This is a genomic window from Gottfriedia luciferensis (assembly GCF_001712755.1).
GTDB classification, from domain to species: domain Bacteria; phylum Bacillota; class Bacilli; order Bacillales; family Bacillaceae_G; genus Gottfriedia; species Gottfriedia luciferensis_B.
Genome location: NZ_MDKC01000033.1, coordinates 139919 through 165963, shown reverse-complemented (window position 1 = coordinate 165963; position 26045 = coordinate 139919). Strand labels below are relative to the sequence as shown.

The following is a 26045-nucleotide window of genomic DNA, read 5'->3' as shown; positions in this document are numbered from 1 at the left end:
AATCATTCTATTGCCTATGAAAATTTAATGTTCTATCATTTTGCTTATTAAGTAATCAACCTCAATTATTACTTTGCTTTATGCAATTAGAAAACCTCTGAATGGCGCCATTTTTTCGATATATCCTTAATTTGTTGAGGTGTCGTTCTGCAGCATCCACCTATTAAACGTGCACCTAATTGGTACCATTCTTCAGATTGTATACCCAAGGTGCCACACTGTTCATGCCCATGCCATGTTTTTGTTTCCGGGTTATAAGTTTCACCAGAGTTGGGATAAACAAGAATTGGCTTTTTCGTATTTTCTCTCAATTCCTGGATGGCACCAGTTACAACAGTTACTGGTGCACAATTGATGCCTATTGCCACAATTTGCTCACTTTTTTCAAAAACTCTTGCACACTCCGCAAGCTTCGTACCTTCACTAATCTCTTTTTCATTTTTTAAAGAAAAGGATAGCCACGCATATGTTTCTGGGAACTCACGCAATAATCTATCTAAAACTATTGCTTCATGCAATGAAGGGATTGTTTCGAATGCTAATAGATCTGCACCAGCTTCAATCAAAGCTGATATTCTAGAACGATGAAAGTCTTCTAATGTTTTATCTGATACACCATAGTTGCCTATATACTCTGAGCCATCCGCAAGGTAAGCACCATACGGTCCAACTGACGCAGCAACCAATGGCTTAGGCCTATTCTTTTGCTTGTTCTCCTTCCAAAAATCATCTCTTGCTCTTCTTGCAAGTAGCACAGTTTTCCTGATTAACTCCAAAGCTTCCTGTTCTTGTATTCCACGTGCGGAAAAACCATTAATAGTAGCTTGATAGCTTGCTGTTATGGCACAGTCTGCTCCTGCACGAAAATAGTCTGAATGAACTCGGTAAATTAGTTCGGGATTTTCTAATAACACGCGTGCCGACCAAAGGGGATCGTCCAAATTACATCCATGTGCCTCCAATTCTGTAGCTAATGCTCCGTCAAGAATCATTATGGAATATTCTGATAAAATAGCTTCAATTGGATTGATTTTGTTCGACATAATTTACGCCCCTGTTCTTAAGATATTTTGATAGATAATAACTTCCATAGCAAAGCAAAATAAACGGTATGCCGCAATATAACGCAATTCTCTGTGTTGGATCAAATGCAATTCCAATACATGAAGCCAGGCAAAGGATAAAAGAAGAAATTGGTACCAATGGATATAATGGTGTACGATAGATCAAATCCTTTTCAGAATTTCCTTCTTTTAAAAATTGTCTGCGAAATAAGAACTGTGAAACACTAATACTCATCCAAACAACAACCACGGCTAAACCAGAAATTGAAACTAGTGCGATATAGACAGTATCCGGAGCTATAATACTAGAGAGCAACGCCAAACCTCCACCCACCATTGAGAAAATAACAGCATTGATTGGAACACCCTTCTTTGTCATTTTTCCAAAAATCGGTGATATTGTATTCTTATTTGCAAGTGACCAAAGCATTCTAGAAGAGGCATAAAGACCTGAGTTTGCCGCAGAAAGAATGGCTGTTAGGATAACAAAATTCATTATGTCGGCTGAATAGGGCACCCCAATTCGTTCTAGAACAGCAACAAAGGGGCTTTTTAATATCCCTGCATCCGACATAGGTAATAAAGCAGATAAAACAATAATTGTTCCTATAAAAAAGATAATCAATCTCCACAGGGTAGTACGAATGGCCTTCGGTATCGTTTTTTCCGGGTTGGCTGTTTCACCGGCTGCAATGCCTATTAATTCTGTTCCTGAAAAAGCAAAATTAACCGCAAGCATGGTCATTATAATGGCTGTAGCACCATTAGGAAATAAACCTGCACTTGTTAAATTAGAAAAAAATGGGGCTGTTTTTGAATGAGTCATTGGAAGAAACCCGAGCATTGCCGCTACTCCTAAAATAATAAAGATCACAATTGCTATAACCTTTATCGATGAAAACCAAAATTCAGTTTCAGCGAAAAACTTAACCGTAAGGACGTTTAATACAAAGATCATAATGGCAAAAAGAGCACTCCATACCCAAACATTAATCGATGGAAACCAACGCTCCATAAGTAATCCTGCGGCTGTAAATTCAGAACCTAAAGCAACAGTCCAAGTTAACCAGTATAACCAGGCTATTGTATATCCTGTACCCGGTCCAATGTATTTAGCTGCATAACTATGAAATGCGCCCGTTTCAGGCATATGTACGGAAAGCTCCCCTAAACATAACATGACTAGATAAACCACTAGCGCACCAATCAGATAGGATAGAATTGTACCAAATGGACCAGCTTGTTGAATCGTGTAACCCGAACTTAAGAATAAGCCAGTTCCAATAACCCCTCCAAGTGATAGCATGACTAAATGACGCGCTTGCATTTTCCTTTGAAATTCTTGCCTATCGATGTTTTCCATTTTTAATCTCCTTTTGATACTATCCAGAGAAAACAAAAACGCACTCTAAAAAAGAGTGCGCTACTGACAAATAAAATGAGTGGTCTTATCTATCAGGAGTTTCACCCGCTGGAATTAGCACAGTATCTTAATAGACCTGTTGCTGAGGTATCATAGGGCCAGTCCCTCCACCTCTCTGGATAAGAAATATATATTTTTAATAACAATATCAATTCACTTAAAAAGTGTCAAGATATTTCAGTATTTTCAAAAAAATACTTGCTGTAAAATGCTTTAATATGACTCCCTATACAAAAAAACAAATACTTGTGGTACAGAATATGTTTTTTTAACTAAATATCCACTATTCTATATAAGAATTGAATACATGATGGTTTTAACCAAATTTCACGATTTATATTGAGAGATATTTAAAATTTATTTATTTAAATTCAAAGTCATTTTTATGGATTTATTTTTAAACAATCTGCCATTTAAGTCGAGTAAGAAAATCAACAATCTACTTTAACAAAAAGAAAGATAAGAAAACTAATTAAGAAACCGCTACCCATTATTACTGATTTTAATAAACATTCTAATCCAAATTTTAGATTGAATAGTTTACTTTTGTAGTAATATGTGCTTTTTTCAATTGCATATATATTAGTAAAGGGGTGATAAAAAATGGATATTTTATCAATTATCTTGCAAATTTTATTAGCTCTTATGTTTTTAATTGCTGGGTTGGCTAAACTTTTTGGTTCAAAAACGAGTGTTGAAAGTTTTAATCACTTGAAATTAGCACAATGGTTCAGAGTAATTACTGGATTAGTAGAATTGGTTGGAGCAGTTGGATTAATTATTGGATTTTGGGAAGAAAGTTGGGTTCCAGCGAGTGGTTTGTTATTAGGAATCGTGGCAATTGGTGGAATAATATCACATATCCGTGTGAAGGATTCGTTTAAACAAACTTTTACAATATTATTATTAGGTATTATTGCGTTTGTACTTTTATGGATTAATTATTCTGATCTCTCAAGTTTCCCAGGTTTTAATTAATTTGCAATCTATTCATACAGGGATTAATAAGGCGACGACAGAATAACGATTACAGTATTTAAATCAATCTTATATGTAAAAAGGAGCGATTTTAATATTGTATGATATCGTAATTATCTGCGCCGGACTGGCGGAAGCAAGTGCTGCTTTATTTGCAGCAAAAGCTGGTGAAAAAGTTCTAGTTTTCAAATAAATATTTTAGCATTACTTCTATTGAGGTAATGCTTTTTTATATTTTTTTAGTAATCTAATAGCTAATCTACTTAAGAAAGATGTATCAGTAATAATTCATTTTTTCATCAATATATTAGAAAGTGAAATGAATTATGTTAGGAGGGGTCCGATTGTCGGATGCATTTATAGCACGTTCTTTAGATGAGATTATGTTTTGGTCAAGGATTATGAAAGAGCATTCACTATTTCTTAAATTAGGCTTTAATTGTGATGATACTGAGTTAATACAAGAAGCAGATCAATTTTATCAAGTTTTTGAAGCAATAGGAAATAAAGCTCAATCATTTTCGCTTCAAACGGATCCTCAGCAAATTAAACAGTTTAATAGTGAGGTTCATCAAGCTGCTTCGATGATTTGGGCCTATAAGCGGAAAATCCTTAACTTACTCCTTACTTGTAAAATAACTGGAAATAACTTTCCTTTATTAGTTGATCATACTAGTAGGGAAGCGGCTTATTTTGCAAATCGGTTGACTGAATTAAATAATGGTCAACTCCAACCGCTACCTGCTGCAATTATTCAGGAAAATGTTTTCTTTTTAAGAATTATGGCAGACCATGCAAAATTTATCGGACATTTATTAGATCCATCAGAAAGAAAACTAGTAGATCAAGCGAGGGAATTTAGCCATGATTTTGATCAACTTCTCTACCAAGCCGTAGATTTAGAATCAATGAGACCACAATCGGAAACTGTTCCGATACTTGACCAATTCCTTGATGAAAACCGAGTATCGGTAAAATCACTTAGGGATTTTAAGAAAACAGCTCGCGACCTAATAGAAGCTTGTAGAATTAAAAGTATCATTCATCCACTGCTAGCAGACCATGTATTTAGAGAAGCAGATCGATTTTTGCATATAATTGACGCGTTCGAAGCCCAGTTAACAGGGAATGGAAACAGAAATATTGTACTGGACGATCATTAATAACACAGCAAGTTACCATAGAAACGAAAAAGGAATCTGATTAAGATTCTTTTTTTCAGTGTGTTGAAATATAAAATGGTCAATAGGGAACACGGACATTAAATGAACATTTATTAATGATGAAATTATCATTTTTTGGATGTTCTATTTATGGTTTTAAATGTTAATATGTTTGAGCAATTTTATGATTCTAATATCACTAGTAATGTTTTATCAGTAGTTAAAAATTTTATGAGCTAATTTTTAGAAAAGTATATTCAATTGATTAGTATTTAATGTTCGATATTAATTAACCTACAAACTGATTAATAAACAACTGTTAGGTTACTCTAAGTAAAGGTTATTTGATTAGGATTTATTGCATACTTTTTTTGATGAATAAGTTGATTGGAACGGAGGGGTGCTCGACTCCTATGGGATTAGCGGGAAGGCTAAAGACCCCGCAGGCTTGCCGAGGAGGCTAAAGAATCTCGCCCCATGGAAAGCGAGCATCCTGTAGTGGAAATCAACATCATCCTACTCCTTTTACGAAAATTTGGTAATTTAATAGACAAGGTTTTTATTCAACAGAGTGGAAAAATAATCTGATTAAAGATTCTTTTTTTATTGCGCGTTGAAATTGACTACATCCTTTTTTATGAAATAATTATTTTCTCTGACTATAACTCTTTAACAAATCTTCAATTAAAATGCCATTAATTTTCAATCCTGTTAAATTGCAATTATTGATTTCGACATGACTTAAATCACAGTCGGTAAACTGACTATTTGTTAAATTGCATTTCTCAAATTTAATAGAATTTGAGTAATCGTCAAGATTTAGATTTTCCGGAATGACAATATTGCGGAAGATTGTTCCAGCTAAATGAACATGATTAATAACTAAGTCTCTTAAATTACCATTTGTTATTTTTGTATTAGATAAATTAACATCTGAAATTCGAGTTCCGAATAAATTTACGTCATTCAATTCGAGGTTTCTCATGTTTGCATTTGTAAATTTTGAATTCGCCAAGCTTACATTATTAAAGTCTAAGTTTTCAGCTCTTACTTCATTAAATGTTGAAAAAGACATATCTGTTTTTTGTAACTCAAATAATGCAGTCTTCCAATTTGACATTTCTTCTCCTCCTAAAGCTTTGATAATTGAGTATATTTAACTTTATTCCTGAGAATTCCTTCACTCTTAAACATTTTTAATATCGACAAATAATTGAATCAACTTTTAATTTATAACTTATACTATATTAATATCTTTAATCGTTATGAAATAGTTTGACTTTTCAATATGTTTTTTATAAAATCTTTTTAACATTTAAATAAAAGCAATGAAGAGGAAAAGTAGAATAATGTTATTTTTTACAGAGAGCTTCGGTAGCTGAAAAGAAGCAAGAATACTTATTTGAACAATGGCCTCGGAGCTTCGTACTGAACGTATATGTCATATTAGTAGGCTACGACAAGAGTTGGCACTTGTTACCAAAGCCACAGTATATAAGCATTTTTATGCTTTTCGTACTTGCAAAGACAAATGTATGCAAATACTTTGTGAACTAAGGTGGTACCACGTGGATTGTAAACCTCGTCCTTATCTTTTATAGATAGGGGCGAGGTTTTTTGCATTTATAAATTAGGAGGAATTGGAATGGATATTTTTATTGGAGGAGCTTGGCCTTATGCAAATGGATCATTACATTTGGGGCATATTGCAGCTTTATTGCCAGGTGATATTCTAGCTCGATATTTTCGTTTAAAAAAAGCAAATGTATTATACGTTTCAGGAAGTGACTGTAATGGGACACCTATTGCTATTAAAGCGAAACAAGAAAATGTAACCTATAAAGAAATTGCAGATCGTTACCATCATGAATTCGAGGATAACTTTAAGAAATTAGGATTTACCTATGATTTTTATACTAGGACAGACGCAGAGCATCATCATAATACTGTACAAGAAATTTTCTTAACTTTATTACAAAATGGGTTAATTTATAAAAATGAAATTGAACAATGCTATTGTGAAGAATTTGAACAATTCTTACCAGATCGTTATGTAGAAGGAAATTGTCCAAATTGTGGTCAACATGCGCGTGGAGATCAGTGTGATTATTGCTCTGCTATATTAGATCCTTTAGATTTATTAAATAAAACATGTAAGTTATGTGGAAATCCTCCATCCGTAAAAAACACAGAGCACTTTTATTTTTCATTAAGCAAATTACAAGATGAGCTAAAGGAATATCTTGATTTTCCTAAATTGAGTGGAAGCTGGCGTTCGAATGCTATCCAATTAACAGAACGGTATTTAAATGAAGGGCTTCATGACCGAGCAGTATCAAGGGATTTGCCAAATGGAGTAAGCGTACCAGTAAAAGGGTACGAGAAGAAGAAAATTTATGTGTGGATCGAAGCAGTGTCTGGTTATTATTCGGTAAGTAAACAATGGGCACTTAGAACGAATCAAGATGACACTAACTTTTGGAAAAAAGAAACAAAATCATATTATATTCACGGTAAAGACAATATTCCGTTCCATTCAATTATTTGGCCAGCTATTTTAATTGGTTTAAAAAAAGAGGCTCTTCCAACTCATATCGTTTCAAACGAATATTTGACGCTTGAGAAGAAAAAACTGTCCACTAGTAAAAACTGGGCTGTATGGGTACCATATCTAATCGAAAAATATCATCCAGATTCAATACGATATTTTTTAACAATAAATGCTCCAGAAAATAGAGATACTGATTTTTCTTGGAGGGAATTTATTTATAGTCATAATAGTGAACTATTAGGCGCATATGGGAATTTTGTAAATCGTACATTAAAGTTTATTGAAAAATACTATAATGGTGTAGTTCCAAATGGGGAAATTGAACAATCGATAAGAATTGAAATTAAAGGGCTTTATAAGTCTGTTGGTTCGCATATTGAATCGGCTAACTTCAAAAAAGCTATAGAGGAAGTATTTGAATTTATTCGATCTGCAAATAAATATTTTGATGAAGCTGCGCCTTGGAAACAAGTTAAGGAAAATTTGATTGAGTGTCATAACACAATGGTGAGTTGTATATATGCTATTGCCAACCTGGCGCAAATCTTACATCCAATCCTACCTTTTTCGAGTAATGTAATAAAAGAAATGCTAAATTTAGCAAACTTCGAATGGAGGGAAATTTCTCCGGTTTTAGTAAAAATTAACGAAGTAAGGCCTCTTTTTGAAAGAATTGATGTAGGTAGAATAGAGGAAGAATTAGAACTGTTAAATAACCAATCAAAAAAGTAATAAAAAAAGCATTAATAATCAGTGTGATCATTAATGCTTTCCTTATGGAAAAAATATAAAATAAATGCTGAAGATTTTAATATAGAACGCTGATAAATTCAAAGGCTGTAAATATAAAAGATCCAAAAATAATGGTTGCTCCTGTTGAAGTGAAATATTCATCAGGATCAATGATCACAGATGTTGTATGCCATCCATCAATATCAGGTGTTGCTTCACCAGTTGTACGTGGAGCAAATTTAATATAAAGCATGAGTAATAGAGAAAAAAGACCGACAAACGGTGCAGTAGAAGAAAATGGCATATCAAAATAAAGTGCAATTAAAAATGATATAAAATATAAAACTATTATTGCTATACTTAACTTTAAGAATTGTTTAAGCCAGTAATTGCGTCGATTGATTGGTTGGTCACGCAATACTTCTTTCATTTTCTGTGCATCTTTGTATCGGAAATATAATCCGACAGGCCATGCAATTAAGAAGCATATTAAGGTAAAGGCTAAGCAAAGTAAAAGTTTTCCTCCGAAAGCTGTAATGAATAATGACATATTTTCCTCCAAAATTTTAATGAATAATATTATTTTATCAAACTTTTAAAATTAAAAATATTGGAAAAATGAACTTTCATATAGAAATTGTAAACGTTTTATTTAATTAGTTTATTAATGTATATTATTAAATAATTGAAGATAGGGCACTATTCTAATAATCTCATAAAATTAGATTAATGTTTAAATTGATAGTAGAGAATGGAGTTACATAAAAAAATGAGGTGAGAAAATGAAAAATATTACAGTATACCATTATGATGCTTTTAGTAAAGAGCCCAATAAAGGAAATCCAGCTGGAGTCGTTTTAGATTGTGATTCTTTGACTGATTATGAAATGCAGGATATTGCGAAAAAAGTGGGATTTAATGAAACTTCATTTCTATTAAATTCGAAAGTTGCTGATCATAAAATTCGTTATTTTACACCTGGGCATGAAATGGATTTATGTGGTCACGGGACAGTGGCAGTTATATATGCATTAGTAACTAGAGGGCTAATTGAGTTTAAAAGTGAGTTAACGATCGAAACAAAGGCTGGGATTTTGCCGATCAAGATTCATCATTCGAATAATGAAATCTACATAACGATGAAACAAAAAACACCAGAGTTTTTAGAGTTTAAAGGCTCCATTGATGATGTAGCGTCCTCAATTGGTCTTAGTGTAGAAGAAATCGATCAAAGTCTACCAACTCTTTATGGAAGTACAGGTGCCTGGAATTTACTTTTACCGATAAAAAAATTATCTTCGTTTGAAAATATGAAACCTAATAATCTATTTTTTCCTAGTATTTTGACTGAAATTCCAAAAGCGTCCGTTCATCCATTTTGTTTAGAAACATACGATTCAAATGCAGATTTTCATGCTCGCCATTTTTCCTCTGCATTTTCTGGAACGATTGAAGATCCGGTTACAGGTACTGCCTCTGGGATTTTAGGAGCTTATTATGCTAAATATATTCATAATGATGTTATTGATACTCTGGAATTAATTGTTGAACAAGGAACGGAAATTCAGAAAGACGGACGTGTAAAAGTAAATGTAAAAAGAGTTAAGTCGACTTATGATATAGAAATTACTGGAAATGCTGTTTATGTTAAAGAGATGGAATTTCAAATATAAAATGAAGAGGAGTACAGTATGTTTTTGAGCGATGAACTATATGGACAATACAATATTGATCAAGTACTTGTTGAATTAATAAAGACAAAACCAATTCAGAGGTTAAAAAAAATTCATCAAGCTGGTGCTACCTTTTTAGTGGATCAACATTTTAATGGAACTCGATATGGACATTCAATTGGCGTAATGTTGTTAATAAAAAGGTTAGGGGGTTCTGTAAAGGAACAAATTGCTGGATTATTACACGATGTTTCACATACGGCATTTTCTCATGTTATTGATTTTGTTTTTGACTTAAGTGAAGAAAATTATCATGAAACAATCTTTGAAAAAGTAATTTTAGATTCGGAGATCCCTTCTATACTTGAAAAATATCATATAGATATTAAAGAAATTTTTGATATAGATAAATGGGAAATACTTGAAAAAGAGCTTCCGAAGCTATGTGCAGATCGAATAGATTATACTCTTAGAGATATGCATACATATTTTGGAACACCTAAAAATGAAATTGAAGCATTTTTAAATTCATTAATTATTGTAAATGGAGAAGTCTGCGTAAACTCTATTGAGATGGCAGAGTGGTTTACAAAGATTTATTATAAGCTTGCTATTGATTATTTTTTAGGTCCGATCAGCATCTATTCTTACGATTCACTTGCAAAGATTATAAAACTTGCATTACAAAAAGAAGTTATTAATTTAAACGATTTATTATTGGATGATATGCAGTTTATGAAATTAATGCAAAAAAGTAATGATAAAGAAATTCTAGAATTAATAAACAGTTTATATGAAAAAGTTGAGCTTGAAGAAAACGATCAGGATTATGATATTCATCGAAAAGGTAAAAGAAGGATTATCGATGTGCCTGTATCATTAGACGGAAAAACTGTTCTACAATCATCTCTTTTATCAGACAACATTGCAAAAATGAATAAGATCGCAATTGAAAAGTCTGAAAAAGGAACATTTGTAAAAATTAAAAGATAGAGTAAAAAGAAATTTGAAGTATGTAAATTAACTAGTTTGAAGCTAGGGGGATTCCTTTTGAAATCAGAGCTAGAACTTATGGAAATGCATATTAACGTATTATTTAAACACAATGAAGTTGGAAAAATAACACAAATAAATGAACCACCATACACAAGCGCACCACGATTTTATATAGGAAGCACCAAAATGGGAAATGTGAAAAGGTTTTTAGATTGTCTTAAAAATGAGGAACTAATTGAATTAGAGAAATCCTTAGACACGGACCCTAGTATACCTTTAGTAAATATCGTGCAGATTTTAAGTAAAACTCATCAGATAGATCGTTTATGGATAGGGCCGGCATATGTATTTCAAACAGTTGGCAAAGCATCATCGAAAGCAATAAAAATTACCCAGGCAAATAAACAATTTTTATTACCAAACTTTCCTTATACATATGAGGAGCTAGAATTTAAAGAGCCTTGTTATGCAATTATTGAAAATGACATAGCCGTGTCGATTTGCTGTAGTGCCAGACAATCAGCCGAAGCTGCTGAAGCAAGCGTATATACACTCGAGGATTTTCGTGGGAAAGAGTATGGATTAATCGTTTCAAATGCATGGGCTGCGGACATCCAAGGACAAGGACGAACTGCTTTGTATAGTACCTCTTGGGATAATTATGCATCTCAGGCAGTCGCACGAAAATTAAAATTAGTTCAATATGGAACGGATTTACATTTTAGTTAAAAGCATCTATATTTTAGTGCAAAAGCATTACTTCTAAAGTTGAAGTAGTGCTTTTTAATTGAAATATAAGTGTATTATTAAATGAAAGCTTATATAATTAATGAATGATATTTAATCAATTTAGTGTAATAAATCTGTTTGAAGGAAGGGAAAGTGATGGAGAATCAATTTTCAGTTAAACAGGCAAGTTTCCTAATATTAGTAACTTTGATTGGAATTATTAGTTCCGTCATATTACATATCTCGCTAGTTTTTGGAATTTTACCAGGGTTAATTTTTTTAATTGTATTAAGTTTAAAAAGAGGATATGAAGTTAGAAATATTATGAAGTTAAGCTATCAGGGGATGGGAAAAGTTAAAATTGTTCTCTTTATCTTATTTTTAATTAGCTTTTTACTTCCATCTTGGTATTTATCAGGAACGATCACATCGATGGTTTCGATTACTTTACATGCAATAAATCCACATCACTTTTTTGTGTTTTGTTTTCTAACGACGATGATTTTTTCAATGATTTTGGGTTCGTCGATTGGTACATTGAGTGCCTTAGGAGTTCCTCTTATTAGTAGTGCGATACTACTGCATATACCTGTGGAAATATCGGCCGGAGCGGTAATTTCGGGTGCATTTGTTGGTGATCGAACGTCACCTTTTTCAAGCGCACATCAACTTTTAGCTAATATACTTGAAACAACTGTCAAAAAACAAGGTAAAGCGATGCTTTTTACATCAATTACTGCTGTAATCGTAACAATCTTATTTTTCAGCGTAATGGATTTAAAGTTTGCGAATGGAATTACTCAGACACATCACGAAATCGTGAGCAATAAGAATATTTCATTCATTCAATTTATTCCACCGATTTTATTAGTTGTACTTGTTTTATTTCGAATCAATATTATTTACTCGTATGTCATAAGTATTTTGTCTGGAAGTTTAATAGCTTTGTTTAATGGAACTTCTTTTAGTAAAATTGTGAATGCTTTTTGGCACGGAATTAATGGACTTGGTGGAGGGCTAAGTCATATGTATAGCTTGTTATTGTTCATTGCTGTAGCAGGAATTTATAATGCGTTATTGGAGGAGCTTAATATCATTCAGCCTATGTTGGATAAATGGCTTCAAACTTCGACTTCTATGCTATCCGATTCTTTGAAAACAATTGGTGCTACTGCTGTGATATGTGTAATAGCAGGTAACCAAACGATGCCAATTATTTTAACAGGGCGCTCTTTTTTAACGCATTGGTCAAATAAATATAACAAAGAAGAATTGGCTCGGATAATGGCAGATACAACTTTATTATTTCCAGCTATGATCCCTTGGAATGTTCTTGCAATCATGAGCAGTACAGTCATTAATATGAAGTTACATGAGTATTTACCTTATGCAATATTCTTATGGCTTCTTCCATGCTTAACGATTTTCGTCAATGTATTTAAAAAAGTTAAGACATACGAAACGAAGTATGAGGTCAGTTCTTAATTAGGAAAATTGTAATTATAGGGAAAAACATAGAAAAAGAGATAAATAGCTAATATGCTATTTATCTCTTTTTTTCATACAACACTAGCAGACTGTATTTCCTTTAATTGTCTAACAGTAATGCTGTATTTTGTACGTATAGCTTCTAATTCCATAATAGCCACATCAATGTATTCGGGATCGGCGTAAATAAAATTAATTTCTTTTAGCTCTAAAAGTTTTTGTAAGCTTCTTAACTCATTATGTAAAAGTTGTGATGGCGTTTCATCAATTAATTGGTTTTTAGTAAAACGTTGAAAGAATGATTTAAAATTGACAGTTTTTTTTCTAGTTTGTTCTTGACCCGTTATTAGTGTTGACATTCAGTAATCCTCCCTAAATATAGAAAATATCTACTATTTGAAGACATAGGCTTGTCCAACTTAATAAACTTGAAAGAAACTTAAGAATTGGTTGTTCTAAATCTTATTACAGCGTTGGTAAAAATATTCATGTGAATTTTTAAAAATCAATTTTTTTTACTAAAATTGATTCTCCAGAAAAAGATGGTTTAAAAGTAGAACGATTTAGAAAAGCTTTTAGTGTATTTACAATTTAACGTTTTGCATCATTCTGTTACACTAAAGGAACATAAAGGTTTTTCTTTATGCAAAATGAATTTGAAATAAGTGAGGTCAAGATTTATGGAAAAGATTGAAGTAGGCGAAATTCTTACACTTAGCTATGATGAAGGAGACGAGCAAGATTACGAAGTACTAGGCTCAATTACGATCGAAAGTCATGAATACATAGCAGTAGGTTTACTAGAAGAAGTAGAAAAGGAAAGTGAAGAGGATATTGACGTTTTCTTCCTAAGAGTCGAAGAAGATGGCGAGTTTTACGATATAGAAACAGAAGAAGAGTTTGAAAAAGTTTCAGCTGCTTTTGATGAAGTCTTAAGATAATAAGATCAAAAAAAGTAGGATTAAAGCATTGGAATACGGGCAAAGGTATAGGCAGTATTTCGTAATTTTAATAAAAGAAGAACACTTGTAGATCATACAAAGTGTTCTTTTTTGTATGTTTATGTAGAAAAATGAAGGTTTTATTAAAAATTTGGGGTACAAACTATTAAATTTTCGGTATACTACAAATAGCAATTATATTAGGAGGAAGCTTATGAAATTTTCATTTAGAAATTACGCTTTCCCTTTGATTTTACTAAGTAGTATCATCATAGGTTCAGTCATCGGTTATAATAATGAAGGCGTAGGAATTGCCCTTAAACCAATAGGGGATTTCTTTTTAAACTTATTATTCGTAGTAGTTGTACCGCTTGTATTTTTCTCTGTAGCTTCAAGCTTTGCTAATGGTGGAGGAGAAAAATTCGGTAAGATTATGCGAAATATGTCAGGGGTATTTTTATTTACAGGTATTATTGCAGCGATCATAATGCTTGTTGTTATGAAAGTTTATCCACCTGCACATGGGGTTCATATCCCAATTGTTAAGCCAGATGCAACTGATAAAGTATCAGTAGCGGAGCAAATTGTAAATACATTTACGGTGAATGATTTCTCAGGCTTGTTTTCAAGAAGCAATATGTTAGCAATTATTGTATTTGCTGTATTAGTTGGTTTAGCAACGAATAAAGCTGGCGATAAAGCAGACATTGTTAAAAAATTATTATCAAGTGCTAATGTAGTAATCATGAATATGGTTAACTATATTATGTATCTAGCACCGGTTGGACTTGGAGCTTATTTTGCTTATCTTGTTCCAACATACGGAAAGGAATTACTAGGTTCATATGAGCGAGTTTTCGTTTTATATTATGTAACTGCTATTCTATTTTATTTTATTGTTTATAGTATTATTGCTTATATGGCCGGTGGTAGTTATGGATTTAAAATTTATTGGAAAAATGTATTACCTTCAACGTTAACCTCTTTAGGTACTTGTAGTAGTGCGGCAACTATTCCAACAAATTTCGAGTCAGCTGAAAAAATGGGCGTATCTAAAAACATTAGAGAGACCGTTATTCCATTAGCTAGTGCATTACACAAAGATGGATCTGTTATGGGTGGAGTAGTAAAAATTGCCTTTGCCTTTGGTGTATTTGGAATGAATTTCTCCGGTTTGAATATTTATCTTGTAACAATTGGTATTGCTTTACTAGTAGGTATGGTAATGGGAGCAATTCCGAATGGTGGAATGATCGGGGAAATGTTAATTCTTTCTCTGTTTGGATTACCGGTAGAATCATTACCAATTCTTGCGGCAATTAGTACGATAATTGACCCACCTGCAACAATGTTAAATGCGACAGGTGATTTATCTGTAAGCATGTTAGTTGAGAGATTGACTAACGGGAAAAAGGCTGCTTAAAAAACGAAGACTGGGAATCTCCCAGTCTTTTATTCTTGTAAGAGTATTTTCCTTGTCTTCTCATTTTTCAAGTTTCAGTCATAATACCGCCATTTACATGGAATCATATCAATAGATACAAAAAAACACATAGCTTAATATGTGTTCTTTTTTCTAAAGATTATTTTAAGTTTTCAGGGTTTAATCCTTTTAATTCTTCGATTACGAAAAGACCATCTTTACGGATTAAAACGTCATCGAAATAGATTTCTCCTCCACCATATTCAGGACGTTGGATACATACCATGTCCCAGTGGATATTTGAGTTGTTACCGTTGTAAGCTTCATCATATGCTTGACCTGGTGTGAAGTGGAAGCTTCCATCGATTTTTTCATCGAATAAGATGTCTCCCATTGGGTGTAAGATGTATGGATTTACACCAATTGCGAATTCACCGATAAAGCGTGCACCTTCATCTGTATCAAAGATTTTGTTAATACGCTCAGTGTCGTTAGCAGTTGCTTCAACAATTTTACCTTCTTTGAATTTAAGTTGAACATTTTCAAATGTAAATCCATTGTTAGGAGATGGCGTGTTATAAGAAAGTGTACCATTTACTGAATTACGAACAGGTGCTGTAAATACTTCACCATCGGGAATATTCATTTCACCAGCACATTTAATAGCTGGGATATCTTTAATTGAGAATGTAAGATCAGTTCCAGGACCTTTAATTTGAACTTTATCTGTACGGTTCATTAATTCAACAAGAGCATCCATTGCTTTGTCCATTTTACCGTAATCTAAATTACATACATTAAAATAGAAATCTTCAAATGCTTCAGTGCTCATTTTTGCTGATTGAGCCATTGAATCAGTTGGGTAACGTAGTACAACCCATTTAGTTTTTGGAACACGAATTGCTCTATGTACTTTTTGGCCTACAGTTTTACCATGGATTTTAGTCTTTTCGTCTGGTACATCAGAAAGTTCATTAATATTAACACCTGAACGTAATCCGATATAAGCATCCATATCTTTCATAACATTTGCTTCGTATTCTGCTACTTTATTAAAGTGTTCTTCAGTAGCACCCATTAATAATGCGCGATCTACTTTATGATCCTTGATTGATACGAAAGGAAAACCACCAGCAGCATATGCTTCTTTAACTAAAGCTGTAACTAATTCAGTTTCTAGCTTAAAGTTTTCAATTAAGATTTTCTCTCCTGGTTGTAATTTTACTGAGTAATTGATTAAGTTTTTAGCTAATTTTGAAATACGTGGATCTTTCATTGAAAATTCCCTCCAATAATTATAACTATATACCTATTGTAAACTATTTAGTCAGTTTTGTTTACTAAAGTATTCTTTTTTTACTAAAGAATTTGAAAACTTGTTTTACGACTAGTTTAGTGTTTGGTAAAATTTGTAGTATAATACCAAATAAGTGATTAAATTTGTGGAAGGCTATGAAGGAAAGGGGTTTTTTCGAATGGATTTAATTTCTATTAGTGCATTAATCGCAGCAGTTGCATTTGTGATCTTAGTTGTATTTATAAGTCGTACTTTATTCCGACTAGAAAGGGTATTTAGAGGTGTAGAGTCTACTATTGCTGAAACACAAAAAGATTTACATAATGTTTGTGTTGAAGCCGTTCAATTAGTACATACTTCGAATCATTTAGCAAATGAGGCTAAAATTTTTGTGAATAATTCGAACGAACTTACGAAAGATATGCGTGAACGTGCAAAATCCCTTGATGTATTAGCTAAATCAGTCGAAGAAGTCGGAGTTACAATCTCAGAAATGAATGAAAAAGTACGAGATACTGCTAATAATGTATCGAATACGGTAAAAGTTAGTACTGAAAAAATGTCCCAATTGGCAAATTGGGGAAATACAGCAATGGATTTATGGGAAAAGTACAAAACGAAGCGTGAGGGAAAAAAGAGAAATGGTAAATCGAATATCAACGATTCAACAGTTTGATGAAATAACTAACAACGAAGAGAAATTTGTATTTTTAAAGCATAGTACAACATGCCCAATTAGTCATGCAGCTTATACTGAATTTTTAGCATTTGCATCTGCATATGAGAATGTACCATTGTATTTTTTACAAGTTCAAGATGACAGAGAATTGTCTAACTATATTGCTGAGAAAACGGCAATAAAACATGAATCTCCTCAATTATTTATTTTTGAAAATGGAGAAGCAGTTTATAATACTTCTCATTTTTCAATTAAGAAAGATTCAATTGAAAATGCTTTACTAAAAAAATAAAAAAACTGCACCTTAAATCGTAACTTAAGGTGCAGTTTTTACGTTGTTTGAAAAATTCATAAACAGTTCGATACTCAGACTGATTGAAAACGTTTGTCTTTCGAGGCGCGAAGTTACCATTGTCGGTAATGAGCACCGCAGGCAGGTGAAGTAACGAAGAAAGCGAGCGTTTGGCGGGCAGTCTGAGAATTATTCTACGTCAAAACCAGCAGCTTTCCACGCAGCAGTACCACCATCAATATATGCTACATCAGTAAATCCCATTTTTTTAAGTAAATATGCTCCTAAAGATGCTTGGCCACCTGCACCACATGTTACAAGAACAGGGCGGTTTCGATCCGCTAACTTAGGCTCGCGTAAATGTTCTGGTAATTCTAAATCTGCACGGATTGGTAGCATGCCAAGTGAGATATTCAAACTGCTTGGTATTAATCCACATGCACCTGCATCAGCTGCGTCTTGAACATCAATTACTAATGTTTCAGGATTAGAATTAATTTTTTCACGAGCATCAGCTGAACTGATTCCTTGTACATTGTCACGTGCTTCTGCAACCATTTGTTTAAAAGTTATTGCCATTATTACTCCTCCAGTATAATGAAATTAGAAATCCCTAATTTTGGAAATCTCAACTATACAATACACCGAAAGTCTTATGCAATTCAAATTGATGGAGAAAATCATATGATTTATAGGAAAAAAGTAATGAAAATTTTAAATTAAAACAAGGGAAATGAAGTTCCGCGCAGAAATTAATTAAAGTTAAATTATTTTTACATAAAATCGAGCGTCGAAAGAAGGAGTAAATATGCCAGAAACATATAAATTTAAAACATCAGATCAGCATTTGCATGCATCTTTTAGTAACGTATATGAACCAATTCAAATCATTCGTTCTGGTGATTCGATTGAATTTGATACGATTGATATCGGGTGGGGGTATTCTCATCAAAATGGAGAAAGAGTAAGATTCAAGTCAAGGGAAAAGGAAGAAGAATGGGGTCATCCTATGATTGGTCCATTTTTTGTAGAAGGTGCTAAACCGGGGATGACACTTGAAATTAAAATAAACGAATTAAAAGCTGGCTGGTATGGCTGGAATTGTGCAGGTGGTAATAAGAATTGGCAAAATAACGCATTAGGTATTACAGAAGAACGAGAAGTGACATTAAATTGGCTAATCAATGAAAAAAACAATACAGCGAAGACTACGATAAGAGATATGGAAGTTTCGGTACCATTAGTCCCATTTTTAGGAGTCTTAGGTACAGCTCCTTCTGAATCAGGTGTTCATTCAACGATACCACCGAGATATTGTGGGGGAAATATCGACTGTAAAGAGTTGGTTGAAGGTAGTACTTTGTATTTACCTATAGCCGTTGAAGGAGCACTTTTTTCTGCGGGTGATGGACACGCTGCACAAGGAGATGGTGAAGTATCTGGTCAAGCGATCGAATCTCCATTTGATAAAGTGAATCTAACTCTTACAGTAAGAGAGGACATGCAGATTAGTGTGCCACGAGCTAACACACCAGCAGGGTGGCTTACATTTGGCTTTGATGAGGACTTAAATATAGCAACTAAAACAGCATTAAATGGCATGGTTGAGTTAATTCAAGAGCTATATGCTATTGAAAAAACAGAGGCTGTTGCTTTAGCTAGTGTTTGTGTTGATTTGAGAATAACTCAAATTGTAAACCATGTTAAGGGTGTCCATGCTGTTTTGCCTCATAATATGAATATCACTTCAATTTATAAAAATGAATAGATTTGAAAATTGGAGGTTATCAAATGCCGTTTTGTACTATAAATAATGTTGATCTAAACTATGAAATTATAGGAGAAGGAAAACCCATCTTTATGATTCATGGGTTTACCCCAGACTCTAGGTTAATGAAAGGTTGCATGGAACCGATTTTTACAAAGAAAAGCGGTTATAAAAGGATTTACTTTGACCTACCAGGTATGGGGAAAACAAAGGGCGGAACAAACATTAATACGACAGATGATATGCTGAATATCGTCTTAAAATTTATCGATACGATCATTCCGGGTCAATCATTTTTGTTAGCCGGAGAATCTTACGGAGGATATTTAGCACGAGGAATAATTGCAAATAGACCTGAAAAAGTTAAAGGTGCTGCATTTATTTGTCCAGTGATTATTCCACAATTTGAGAAAAGGTCGTTACCAAACCATACCGTAATAGTCGAAGATAAAACTTTTTTGAATCAATTAAATGAACTTGAAGAAACTGATTTTCGTTCAAATAACGTAGTTTTAGATGAAAAAACTTGGGTTCGTTATAAAGATGAAATTGTTAGTGGATGTTCAATCGCTGATCAAGAATTTTTATCTAAAATAAGGAATAACTACGGATTTTCATTTGATATAGATAAAATTAAGTTTAAAAAACCTAGTCTTTTTTTATTAGGACTACAAGACTCAGTCGTTGGATTTAAAGACGCATTTACTATTCTTGAAAATTTTCCAAGAGCATCATTTGCAATTTTAGACAAAGCTGGCCATAATCTTCAAATAGAACAAGAGAACCTATTCAACTTACTGATTAATGAATGGTTAGACAGAGTATTAGATGTAGAAGAAGGAACTACTATCTAAGTGTTTGTTTGATAATCCTTCTTTTCAGAGTGTTGAATAAAAAATGGTCTAGTCTATAAGGACAACAAAGTTTAGTGAAAATTTATTGATGTTAAAATACTTCATTTTTTATATTTATTAACGATTTTAAATCAATAAACTATATTGTTTTTTTGGAAATTAAAAATATTAAGATCAATTTTAGATAAATAGTTTATAGATGATTGGTTTATGAATTGATTTTCAATCTCAATTGTCTTACAAACTGATTAGTATTCTGTTATGTTACACTAAGAAAAGGATATTAAAATAGGTTTTTAACGTAAACTTTTTTGGATGAATTAGTTGATTGGAATGGAGGGATGCTCGACTCCTATGGGATATGCGGGAAGCCTGAGACCCCGCAGGCTACGCCGAGGAGGCTCAGGTCTCGCCCCATGGAAAGCGAGCAGCCTGTAATGGAAATCAACATCACACTACTCCTTTTACGAAAATTTGATAATTATTTGAAAAGTTGTTTTTTAACAATGCGAAAAGAAGAGTTACTAAGCTAACTCTTCTTTTTATTTGGTCATTAACTATTCTCAACTAGAATACAAAATATTCACTAAAAAAACATTTTTTTAAAATAATGCTCATGTTTTGATTAGCTTTCAATAAAGTGTCATAATAACAAATGAGATATTGGTATTTGCAAGGAGGATTTAATTTGACTAAAAATGATTTAGAACAACTTAGAATTGAAATAGACGAGATTAATCATCAAATATTTGAGTTATTAAATAAAAGAGGCGAAATCGCTAAGAAAATTGGAATAGCAAAAATTGATCAAGGCGTTAAACGTTATGACCCGGTTAGGGAACGTAAGATGCTAGATCATATTGCCGAAATCAATGAAGGTCCTTTTAGTACGGCTACCCTCCAACATATTTTTAAAGAAATTTTTAAAAGTAGCTTAGAACTTCAAGAAGAAGACGATAAAAAAGTTCTCCTTGTTTCAAGAAAAAGAAAATCAGATAACACAATCGTAAATGTAAATGGTGTTAATATTGGTGATGGAAGCCCAATTATTATTGCGGGTCCATGTGCTGTCGAGAGCTATGAACAAGTTGATTCAGTAGCGAAAGTCTTAAAGGAACAAGGAATCAAAATTATGCGTGGTGGTGCATTTAAACCACGTACTTCTCCTTATGACTTCCAAGGACTAGGTGAAGATGGCTTAAAGATTTTAAAAGAAGTTGGCAAAAACCATGGGTTGGCAATTATTAGTGAAATAGTAAGCCCAGAACATATTGAAATGGCACTAGATTATGTTGATATCATTCAAATCGGCGCAAGAAATATGCAGAACTTTGAATTACTAAAAGCAGCGGGTTCTGTAAAAAAACCAATCTTATTAAAAAGAGGTTTATCAGCGACAATCGAAGAATTCATTTATGCAGCTGAATACATCATGTCAGAAGGCAATCAAGAAATTATTTTATGTGAACGTGGCATAAGAACTTATGAAAAAGCTACGAGAAATACATTAGATATAACAGCTGTTCCAATTTTAAAACAAGAAACACATTTACCAGTATTGGTTGATGTGACACATTCGACAGGTAGAAGAGACTTACTAATACCTGCAGCAAAAGCGGGACTAGCAATTGGAGCTGATGGTATTATGGCAGAAGTTCATCCTGATCCTGCTACAGCTTTAAGTGACTCATCTCAGCAAATGAATTTTGATCAATTTGACCAATTTATGTCTGAAGTAAATTCTTTCATAAATCGATAATCAACATAAAAGCGCTGGCTGAACAAAATCAGTCGGCGCTTTTTGAATAATTTGTGAACGTTTGTTTTAAATTACCAATATATAGTGATAAACTACGAATAATTTACATTTTTTTCTAATAGGTGTATTGAACGAATATTCGTTTCACTATAAGATAGAATGAAGCACTATTTTTGTGGAAAATTACGTTTTATGACTATTTTACCTAAATAAAAAACAAACTACATAATAGATAGAATAAAATAGAGGAGTGATGAAAATGACGGTTACGATTTATGATGTAGCACGTGAGGCAAACGTTTCCATGGCTACAGTTTCACGAGTAGTTAATGGTAATCCAAATGTTAAACCTACTACACGAAAAAAAGTAAACGAAGCGATCAGCCGTTTAGGATATAGACCAAATGCGGTAGCAAGAGGATTAGCAAGTAAAAAAACAACTACAGTTGGTGTAATTATTCCAGACATTTCAAATACTTTTTATGCAGAACTAGCCCGTGGTATTGAAGATATTGCAACAATGTATAAATACAATATTATCTTAAGTAACTCGGATGAGAATGTTGAGAAAGAAATTACATTAATAAATAATATGTTAGCAAAACAAGTTGACGGAATTTTATTTATTGGTGGAACAATTACGGATGTTCATCAAGAAGAGTACGAAAAAGCTGGCGTTCCAATAGTATTAGCGACTACATATGATGAAGCTAATAAAATCCCTTCAGTAAATATCGACTATGCTCAGGCGGCATTTGATGCAGTAGATTATTTAATTAAAAAAGGTCACCAAAAAGTAGCATTCGTAAACGGACCTACTGAAACGAATATTATCGGATTAAGTAAGTTAGAAGGATATAAACGTGCTTTGCAAGAAAATGGAATCGAATTCGATGAAGAGTTAGTAACTTATGGTGATAATACGTATGAATCAGGAAGTGAAGCTTTTGAAGCTTTCCATGAGCGTAATATTATTCCGAGCGCTATTTTCGTAGCATCTGATGAAATGGCGATTGGTGTAATCCACAGTGCTCAAGACCACGGAATATTAGTACCAAATAACCTTGAAGTATTTGGATTTGATAATACAAGGCTGGCATTAATGGTACGTCCAAAATTATCATCTGTTGCTCAACCAATGTATGATATTGGTGCAGTTGCAATGAGATTATTAACGAAGTATATGAATAAAGAGACAGTGGAAGATCATACAGTCATTCTTCCGCATCATCTTCAAATTAGACAATCTACAAAGTAAATGATAAAAGTAGCTTAGAATTTTAGTGATTCTAGGCTTTTTTGTTTTATGGGGGAACTTATGGGTGCAAGGAAAGAATGGAGTAACGTTTAGCTGCAAATAAACCTAAGAGGTCCGCAATTATAGTTTAAATCAGTGGAAATAAAAGAAGAACTGCAAATAAAATCTGAGAATCGCAATTAAAATCCAAGAACCGCAATTAAAAATAGTAAAACAGCAAATAAAACTTTGTAAATCGCAAATAAGTCAATAGTATACATATACCGGTAATCGTATTTTACACCTTTATAAACAGATATTAGATCGTTTTTAATATTAAGCTAGCAAATTTGTTCTGAATCTATCTAAAAACGAACCATTTTTAAATTGAAGTTTACTAATTCAAGATCAAAAATCCACCCGAAATTAAAAAACGCCGTCGAGATACCCTCTCAAGCGGCGCGTAGTATTTAAATAAAAGGCTTTTTTTGCTGAATGTGCAATGGCTCAAGTGCACGGTATAAGACTTGTTCATTGTACTCCTCTATTTCCTTCTTCCTTGGAATAGGCTTTACGATTGATGGATTGTCTGTCCAGGTTGTAGGTAACTTAACATTAGAAATTTTCTGCCATTTTTCTACCCAGCTATCCGGTATTAGGTTTGAACTTGGTTGTTGATTTGTCATAGCTAGCCATACTTGTGACCAAGCTCTTGGTACTACTCTCCAGTAATCGTATCCTCCTCCAGCAACAGCAATCCATTTACCATCGCAATATTTATGAGCGATTTCGTGTGCGATTTTTGGGATTTCCTCGAATGTTTTCATTGTTGTACATAGATGAGTCAATGGATCGTAATAATGTGAATCAGAGCCATTTTGAGTGAGAATTACATCTGGTTTGAAGTATTGAGCTATTTCACTTATTGCTTTTTTATAGCTTACTAGAAATGATTCATCCTCGGTGAATGCATCAATTGGAATGTTAAATGAATAACCGAAACCTTTACCTTGTCCTCTTTCGGTTACGGCACCTGTACCGGGAAATAGATATCTACCAGTTTCATGGATTGAGAGTGTGCAAACAGTCGGGTCATCATAAAATGCCCACTGAACTCCGTCTCCATGGTGTGCGTCCGTATCTATGTATAATACCTTTAAACCGTATTTTTGTTGAATATATTTTATGGCGATTGCACAGTCATTATAAACACAAAAACCAGAGGCTTTTCGTTTAAAACCGTGATGTAGTCCACCACCTAAATTAAAAGCATGGTTGGATTTTCCTTCTAGTACAGCATCTACTGCTGTTAAAGTGCCACCAACGATTAAAGAACTGGCCTCGTGCATATTTTTAAAAATGGGTGTATCTTCAGTTCCAAGCCCAAATTGTTCAGCGATATTTGCGCTAACAGGTTCGCGGCTTGCTTTTTTAACTTGTTCGATAAATTGTAAATCATGAAAAAGGAGCAGCTCATCATCTGTTGCTAATCTTGGTGGAATAATATCAGCGCCATTTAATAGATTACTAGATGTTAATAGTTCATAAACTAATTGAGAGCGAATCGGATTAAATGGATGATTTTCATTGAATTGATAGGCATGGTATTCTTCGCTATATATTAAATATGCATCCTTTTTCATCATGAGTCACTCGCTTCATTTGGCCAAAGAATTTTATATCCCTCAGTTTTTAAAGTTTGAATGATTGAAAGTGGATTCATCGTTTGAATTCTAAATACAAGAACCTTATGATCCACTTCTTTTGCAGGGTAAACAAGGACACTTACAATATTAATATTTTCTTTTGAAAATACGTTAACAACGTCACTTAAAATGCCTGGATGATCATGGACTAAGATTTCTATTTGGGAGCTAGGTTGATATGTTCCTGTTAAAGTTACTAGAGTGTGTAATACATCAATTTCAGTGACAAGTCCTATTAATTTTCCGCTAGATACGACAGGTAAGCAGCCTATTTTATATTGATAGAAATATGTTGCTACTTCTTCAACAAAGTCAATTGGACTGCAAGTTATGACATTAGTAGTCATAATTTTTTCAACAGGAACCTCAAGTACAGATGAAAATGCTTGTGGAAATAATGTTGAAGGTAGGGCATCACGTACATCTCGATCAGAAATGATTCCAACCACTTGATCATCTTTATTAATGATTGGAATATGACGAACTTCACCTGTTCGAAAAATTGTTACTGCTTCACCGATTGTATTTTCTTTTTTTAAAGTAATGTTTGAACTGCGCATAATATCTTGAATAAGCATTTTTTTGAATCCTACCTTTCGAGATTAAAGTTCAATTAGTACATATATCTTTGTAAAAAGCGTAGTGCGTCAAATGCTTGAATTTCTTCAGTTGTTACTCGTTTTCCCATTCTGACCATTAAACAGTTTGCTGGATGGGAACAGATTTCAGGATCATCAGTTGCAAATTGAATGAGTCCACCGGCATTCATCATTTTTTCCATCATTTTTCGATATTCCCATACGTTTAAACCAGTGCCTTTTAAATCCCAATGCCAATAATACTCTGTTGTGATAATGATATAGTCTTCCATTGCATCATCTAGCATTGAGAGAATTAACATATTTTTAGCAACTGAAAAACCGCGGAACTCAGGTATAACCTCAATTGCTCCAAGCTCGAGTAAATTTTCTAGAGTTGTTTTTGACCATCTTTCAAGTGGGTCTGGATACAAATAAGTTACGTAACCTACTATTGTTTGATCGAGTCTAGCAATAATAATTCTAGCTTCAGGTAGACTAGCAATTTCAACAATTGCTTTGTGTTGCTGTGCTGGTTGTCTAAAAGATGTTAAATTTTCATGAAAATGATATGTTTCAAGTAAGGCAGATTCGACCGGTCCCTCTATAATTAATTCACCATGCACAGTTTGGATTGTTTTTGAAAAATATTTTTTTGGGTGATCCAATATTTCTCACTCCCTTTAGTAAACACCTTTTTAATAATCATACTAA

The 26045-nt window shown here is 33.2% G+C and carries 25 protein-coding genes, 1 riboswitch and 1 other annotated feature; of the genes, 15 read left to right on the top strand and 10 right to left on the bottom strand.

Annotation, left to right across the window (positions count from 1 at the left end; translation table 11 throughout):
* Positions 1–86 precede the first annotated feature (86 nt).
* Together mmuM and mmuP are read right to left on the bottom strand one after the other, a co-directional pair.
* Positions 87–1043 carry a homocysteine S-methyltransferase gene (gene mmuM, locus BED47_RS17285; RefSeq protein ID WP_069034662.1) on the bottom strand — a complete coding sequence of 319 codons (957 nt, stop codon included), beginning with the start codon at positions 1041–1043 and terminating at the stop codon, positions 87–89.
* A complete protein-coding gene (gene mmuP / locus BED47_RS17280; RefSeq protein ID WP_069034661.1) occupies positions 1018–2427 on the bottom strand; it encodes an S-methylmethionine permease in 1410 nt (469 codons plus the stop codon). The genes mmuM and mmuP overlap by 26 nt, the downstream gene beginning before the upstream one ends.
* Positions 2428–2509: 82 nt before the next feature.
* Positions 2510–2613, bottom strand: a riboswitch (SAM riboswitch).
* Positions 2614–3090: 477 nt separating this feature from the next.
* Here mmuP and BED47_RS17275 point away from each other — a divergent pair.
* Positions 3091–3465, top strand: coding sequence for a DoxX family protein (locus BED47_RS17275; protein ID WP_069034660.1), 375 nt, complete (start codon positions 3091–3093; stop codon positions 3463–3465).
* 344 nt (positions 3466–3809) lie between these two features.
* Positions 3810–4628, top strand: a complete 819-nt coding sequence (locus BED47_RS17270; protein WP_286143801.1) for a DUF2935 domain-containing protein — start codon at positions 3810–3812, stop codon at positions 4626–4628.
* 646 nt (positions 4629–5274) lie between these two features.
* Here BED47_RS17270 and BED47_RS17265 read toward each other — a convergent pair.
* Positions 5275–5748: a pentapeptide repeat-containing protein gene (locus BED47_RS17265; protein ID WP_069034658.1), complete on the bottom strand. Its 474-nt coding sequence runs from the start codon at positions 5746–5748 to the stop codon at positions 5275–5277.
* Between the two features lie 199 nt (positions 5749–5947).
* Positions 5948–6221, top strand: a binding site (T-box leader).
* 52 nt (positions 6222–6273) lie between these two features.
* Here BED47_RS17265 and metG point away from each other — a divergent pair.
* Entirely contained in the window at positions 6274–7911 is a 1638-nt protein-coding gene (metG, locus tag BED47_RS17260; RefSeq protein WP_069034657.1) for a methionine--tRNA ligase, read from the top strand.
* Positions 7912–7987: 76 nt separating this feature from the next.
* On the opposite strand, the gene BED47_RS17255 is transcribed toward metG, so the two are convergent.
* Positions 7988–8461, bottom strand: a complete 474-nt coding sequence (locus BED47_RS17255; RefSeq protein WP_069034656.1) for a hypothetical protein — start codon at positions 8459–8461, stop codon at positions 7988–7990.
* A 232-nt stretch (positions 8462–8693) separates the two neighbouring features.
* Here BED47_RS17255 and BED47_RS17250 point away from each other — a divergent pair, with 232 nt between their 5' ends.
* The 4 genes from BED47_RS17250 (at position 8694) to BED47_RS17235 (ending at position 12794) form a co-directional block, all read left to right on the top strand.
* Positions 8694–9584 (top strand): PhzF family phenazine biosynthesis protein, encoded by an 891-nt coding sequence (locus BED47_RS17250; RefSeq protein WP_069034655.1) that lies wholly within the window; start codon positions 8694–8696, stop codon positions 9582–9584.
* Positions 9585–9602: 18 nt separating this feature from the next.
* Positions 9603–10577, top strand: a complete 975-nt coding sequence (locus BED47_RS17245) for an HD domain-containing protein (RefSeq protein ID WP_069034654.1) — start codon at positions 9603–9605, stop codon at positions 10575–10577.
* Between the two features lie 57 nt (positions 10578–10634).
* The gene (locus BED47_RS17240; protein WP_069034653.1) at positions 10635–11309 is read left to right on the top strand and encodes a GNAT family N-acetyltransferase; all 675 of its coding nucleotides are present in this window, start codon (positions 10635–10637) and stop codon (positions 11307–11309) included.
* Positions 11310–11465: 156 nt separating this feature from the next.
* Complete coding sequence (locus BED47_RS17235) at positions 11466–12794, top strand: Na+/H+ antiporter NhaC family protein (protein WP_069034652.1); 1329 nt, start codon at positions 11466–11468, stop codon at positions 12792–12794.
* A gap of 74 nt (positions 12795–12868) precedes the next feature.
* On the opposite strand, the gene BED47_RS17230 is transcribed toward BED47_RS17235, so the two are convergent.
* Positions 12869–13156 carry a hypothetical protein gene (locus BED47_RS17230; RefSeq protein WP_069034651.1) on the bottom strand — a complete coding sequence of 96 codons (288 nt, stop codon included), beginning with the start codon at positions 13154–13156 and terminating at the stop codon, positions 12869–12871.
* A 321-nt stretch (positions 13157–13477) separates the two neighbouring features.
* Between BED47_RS17230 and BED47_RS17225 the strand changes: the two genes are divergently transcribed.
* A complete protein-coding gene (locus BED47_RS17225; protein ID WP_069034650.1) occupies positions 13478–13738 on the top strand; it encodes a DUF1292 domain-containing protein in 261 nt (86 codons plus the stop codon).
* Positions 13739–13952: 214 nt separating this feature from the next.
* Entirely contained in the window at positions 13953–15161 is a 1209-nt protein-coding gene (locus BED47_RS17220; RefSeq protein ID WP_069034649.1) for a dicarboxylate/amino acid:cation symporter, read from the top strand.
* 160 nt (positions 15162–15321) lie between these two features.
* On the opposite strand, the gene BED47_RS17215 is transcribed toward BED47_RS17220, so the two are convergent.
* The gene (locus tag BED47_RS17215; protein WP_025671369.1) at positions 15322–16437 is read right to left on the bottom strand and encodes an aminopeptidase; all 1116 of its coding nucleotides are present in this window, start codon (positions 16435–16437) and stop codon (positions 15322–15324) included.
* 199 nt (positions 16438–16636) lie between these two features.
* Between BED47_RS17215 and BED47_RS17210 the strand changes: the two genes are divergently transcribed.
* On the top strand, positions 16637–17134 hold the full coding sequence (locus tag BED47_RS17210; RefSeq protein ID WP_069034648.1) for a DUF948 domain-containing protein: 498 nt from the start codon (positions 16637–16639) through the stop codon (positions 17132–17134).
* Complete coding sequence (gene ytxJ / locus BED47_RS17205; protein ID WP_069034647.1) at positions 17100–17429, top strand: bacillithiol system redox-active protein YtxJ; 330 nt, start codon at positions 17100–17102, stop codon at positions 17427–17429. Before BED47_RS17210 ends, ytxJ begins: the two co-directional genes overlap by 35 nt.
* A gap of 189 nt (positions 17430–17618) precedes the next feature.
* Here ytxJ and BED47_RS17200 read toward each other — a convergent pair whose 3' ends face one another.
* Positions 17619–18008, bottom strand: coding sequence for a rhodanese-like domain-containing protein (locus tag BED47_RS17200; RefSeq protein ID WP_069034646.1), 390 nt, complete (start codon positions 18006–18008; stop codon positions 17619–17621).
* A gap of 229 nt (positions 18009–18237) precedes the next feature.
* On the opposite strand from BED47_RS17200, the gene BED47_RS17195 reads away from it, so the two are divergent.
* The 4 genes from BED47_RS17195 to ccpA all read left to right on the top strand — a co-directional run bounded on the left by BED47_RS17195 (position 18238) and on the right by ccpA (position 23068).
* Positions 18238–19197, top strand: coding sequence for an acetamidase/formamidase family protein (locus BED47_RS17195; RefSeq protein ID WP_069034645.1), 960 nt, complete (start codon positions 18238–18240; stop codon positions 19195–19197).
* Between the two features lie 23 nt (positions 19198–19220).
* Positions 19221–20051: an alpha/beta fold hydrolase gene (locus tag BED47_RS17190; RefSeq protein WP_069034644.1), complete on the top strand. Its 831-nt coding sequence runs from the start codon at positions 19221–19223 to the stop codon at positions 20049–20051.
* 655 nt (positions 20052–20706) lie between these two features.
* Positions 20707–21810, top strand: coding sequence for a bifunctional 3-deoxy-7-phosphoheptulonate synthase/chorismate mutase (locus BED47_RS17185; RefSeq protein ID WP_439097793.1), 1104 nt, complete (start codon positions 20707–20709; stop codon positions 21808–21810).
* A gap of 259 nt (positions 21811–22069) precedes the next feature.
* Complete coding sequence (gene ccpA / locus BED47_RS17180; protein ID WP_069034642.1) at positions 22070–23068, top strand: catabolite control protein A; 999 nt, start codon at positions 22070–22072, stop codon at positions 23066–23068.
* Between the two features lie 449 nt (positions 23069–23517).
* On the opposite strand, the gene BED47_RS17175 is transcribed toward ccpA, so the two are convergent.
* From BED47_RS17175 to BED47_RS17165, 3 genes are read right to left on the bottom strand one after another with little or no spacing between them, the layout of a single operon-like run.
* Positions 23518–24690, bottom strand: a complete 1173-nt coding sequence (locus tag BED47_RS17175) for an acetoin utilization protein AcuC (protein WP_069034641.1) — start codon at positions 24688–24690, stop codon at positions 23518–23520.
* The gene (locus BED47_RS17170; protein ID WP_069034640.1) at positions 24690–25331 is read right to left on the bottom strand and encodes an acetoin utilization AcuB family protein; all 642 of its coding nucleotides are present in this window, start codon (positions 25329–25331) and stop codon (positions 24690–24692) included. The genes BED47_RS17175 and BED47_RS17170 overlap by 1 nt, the downstream gene beginning before the upstream one ends.
* Before the next feature lie 35 nt (positions 25332–25366).
* Positions 25367–25999, bottom strand: a complete 633-nt coding sequence (locus tag BED47_RS17165; protein ID WP_069034639.1) for a GNAT family N-acetyltransferase — start codon at positions 25997–25999, stop codon at positions 25367–25369.
* Positions 26000–26045 lie beyond the last annotated feature (46 nt).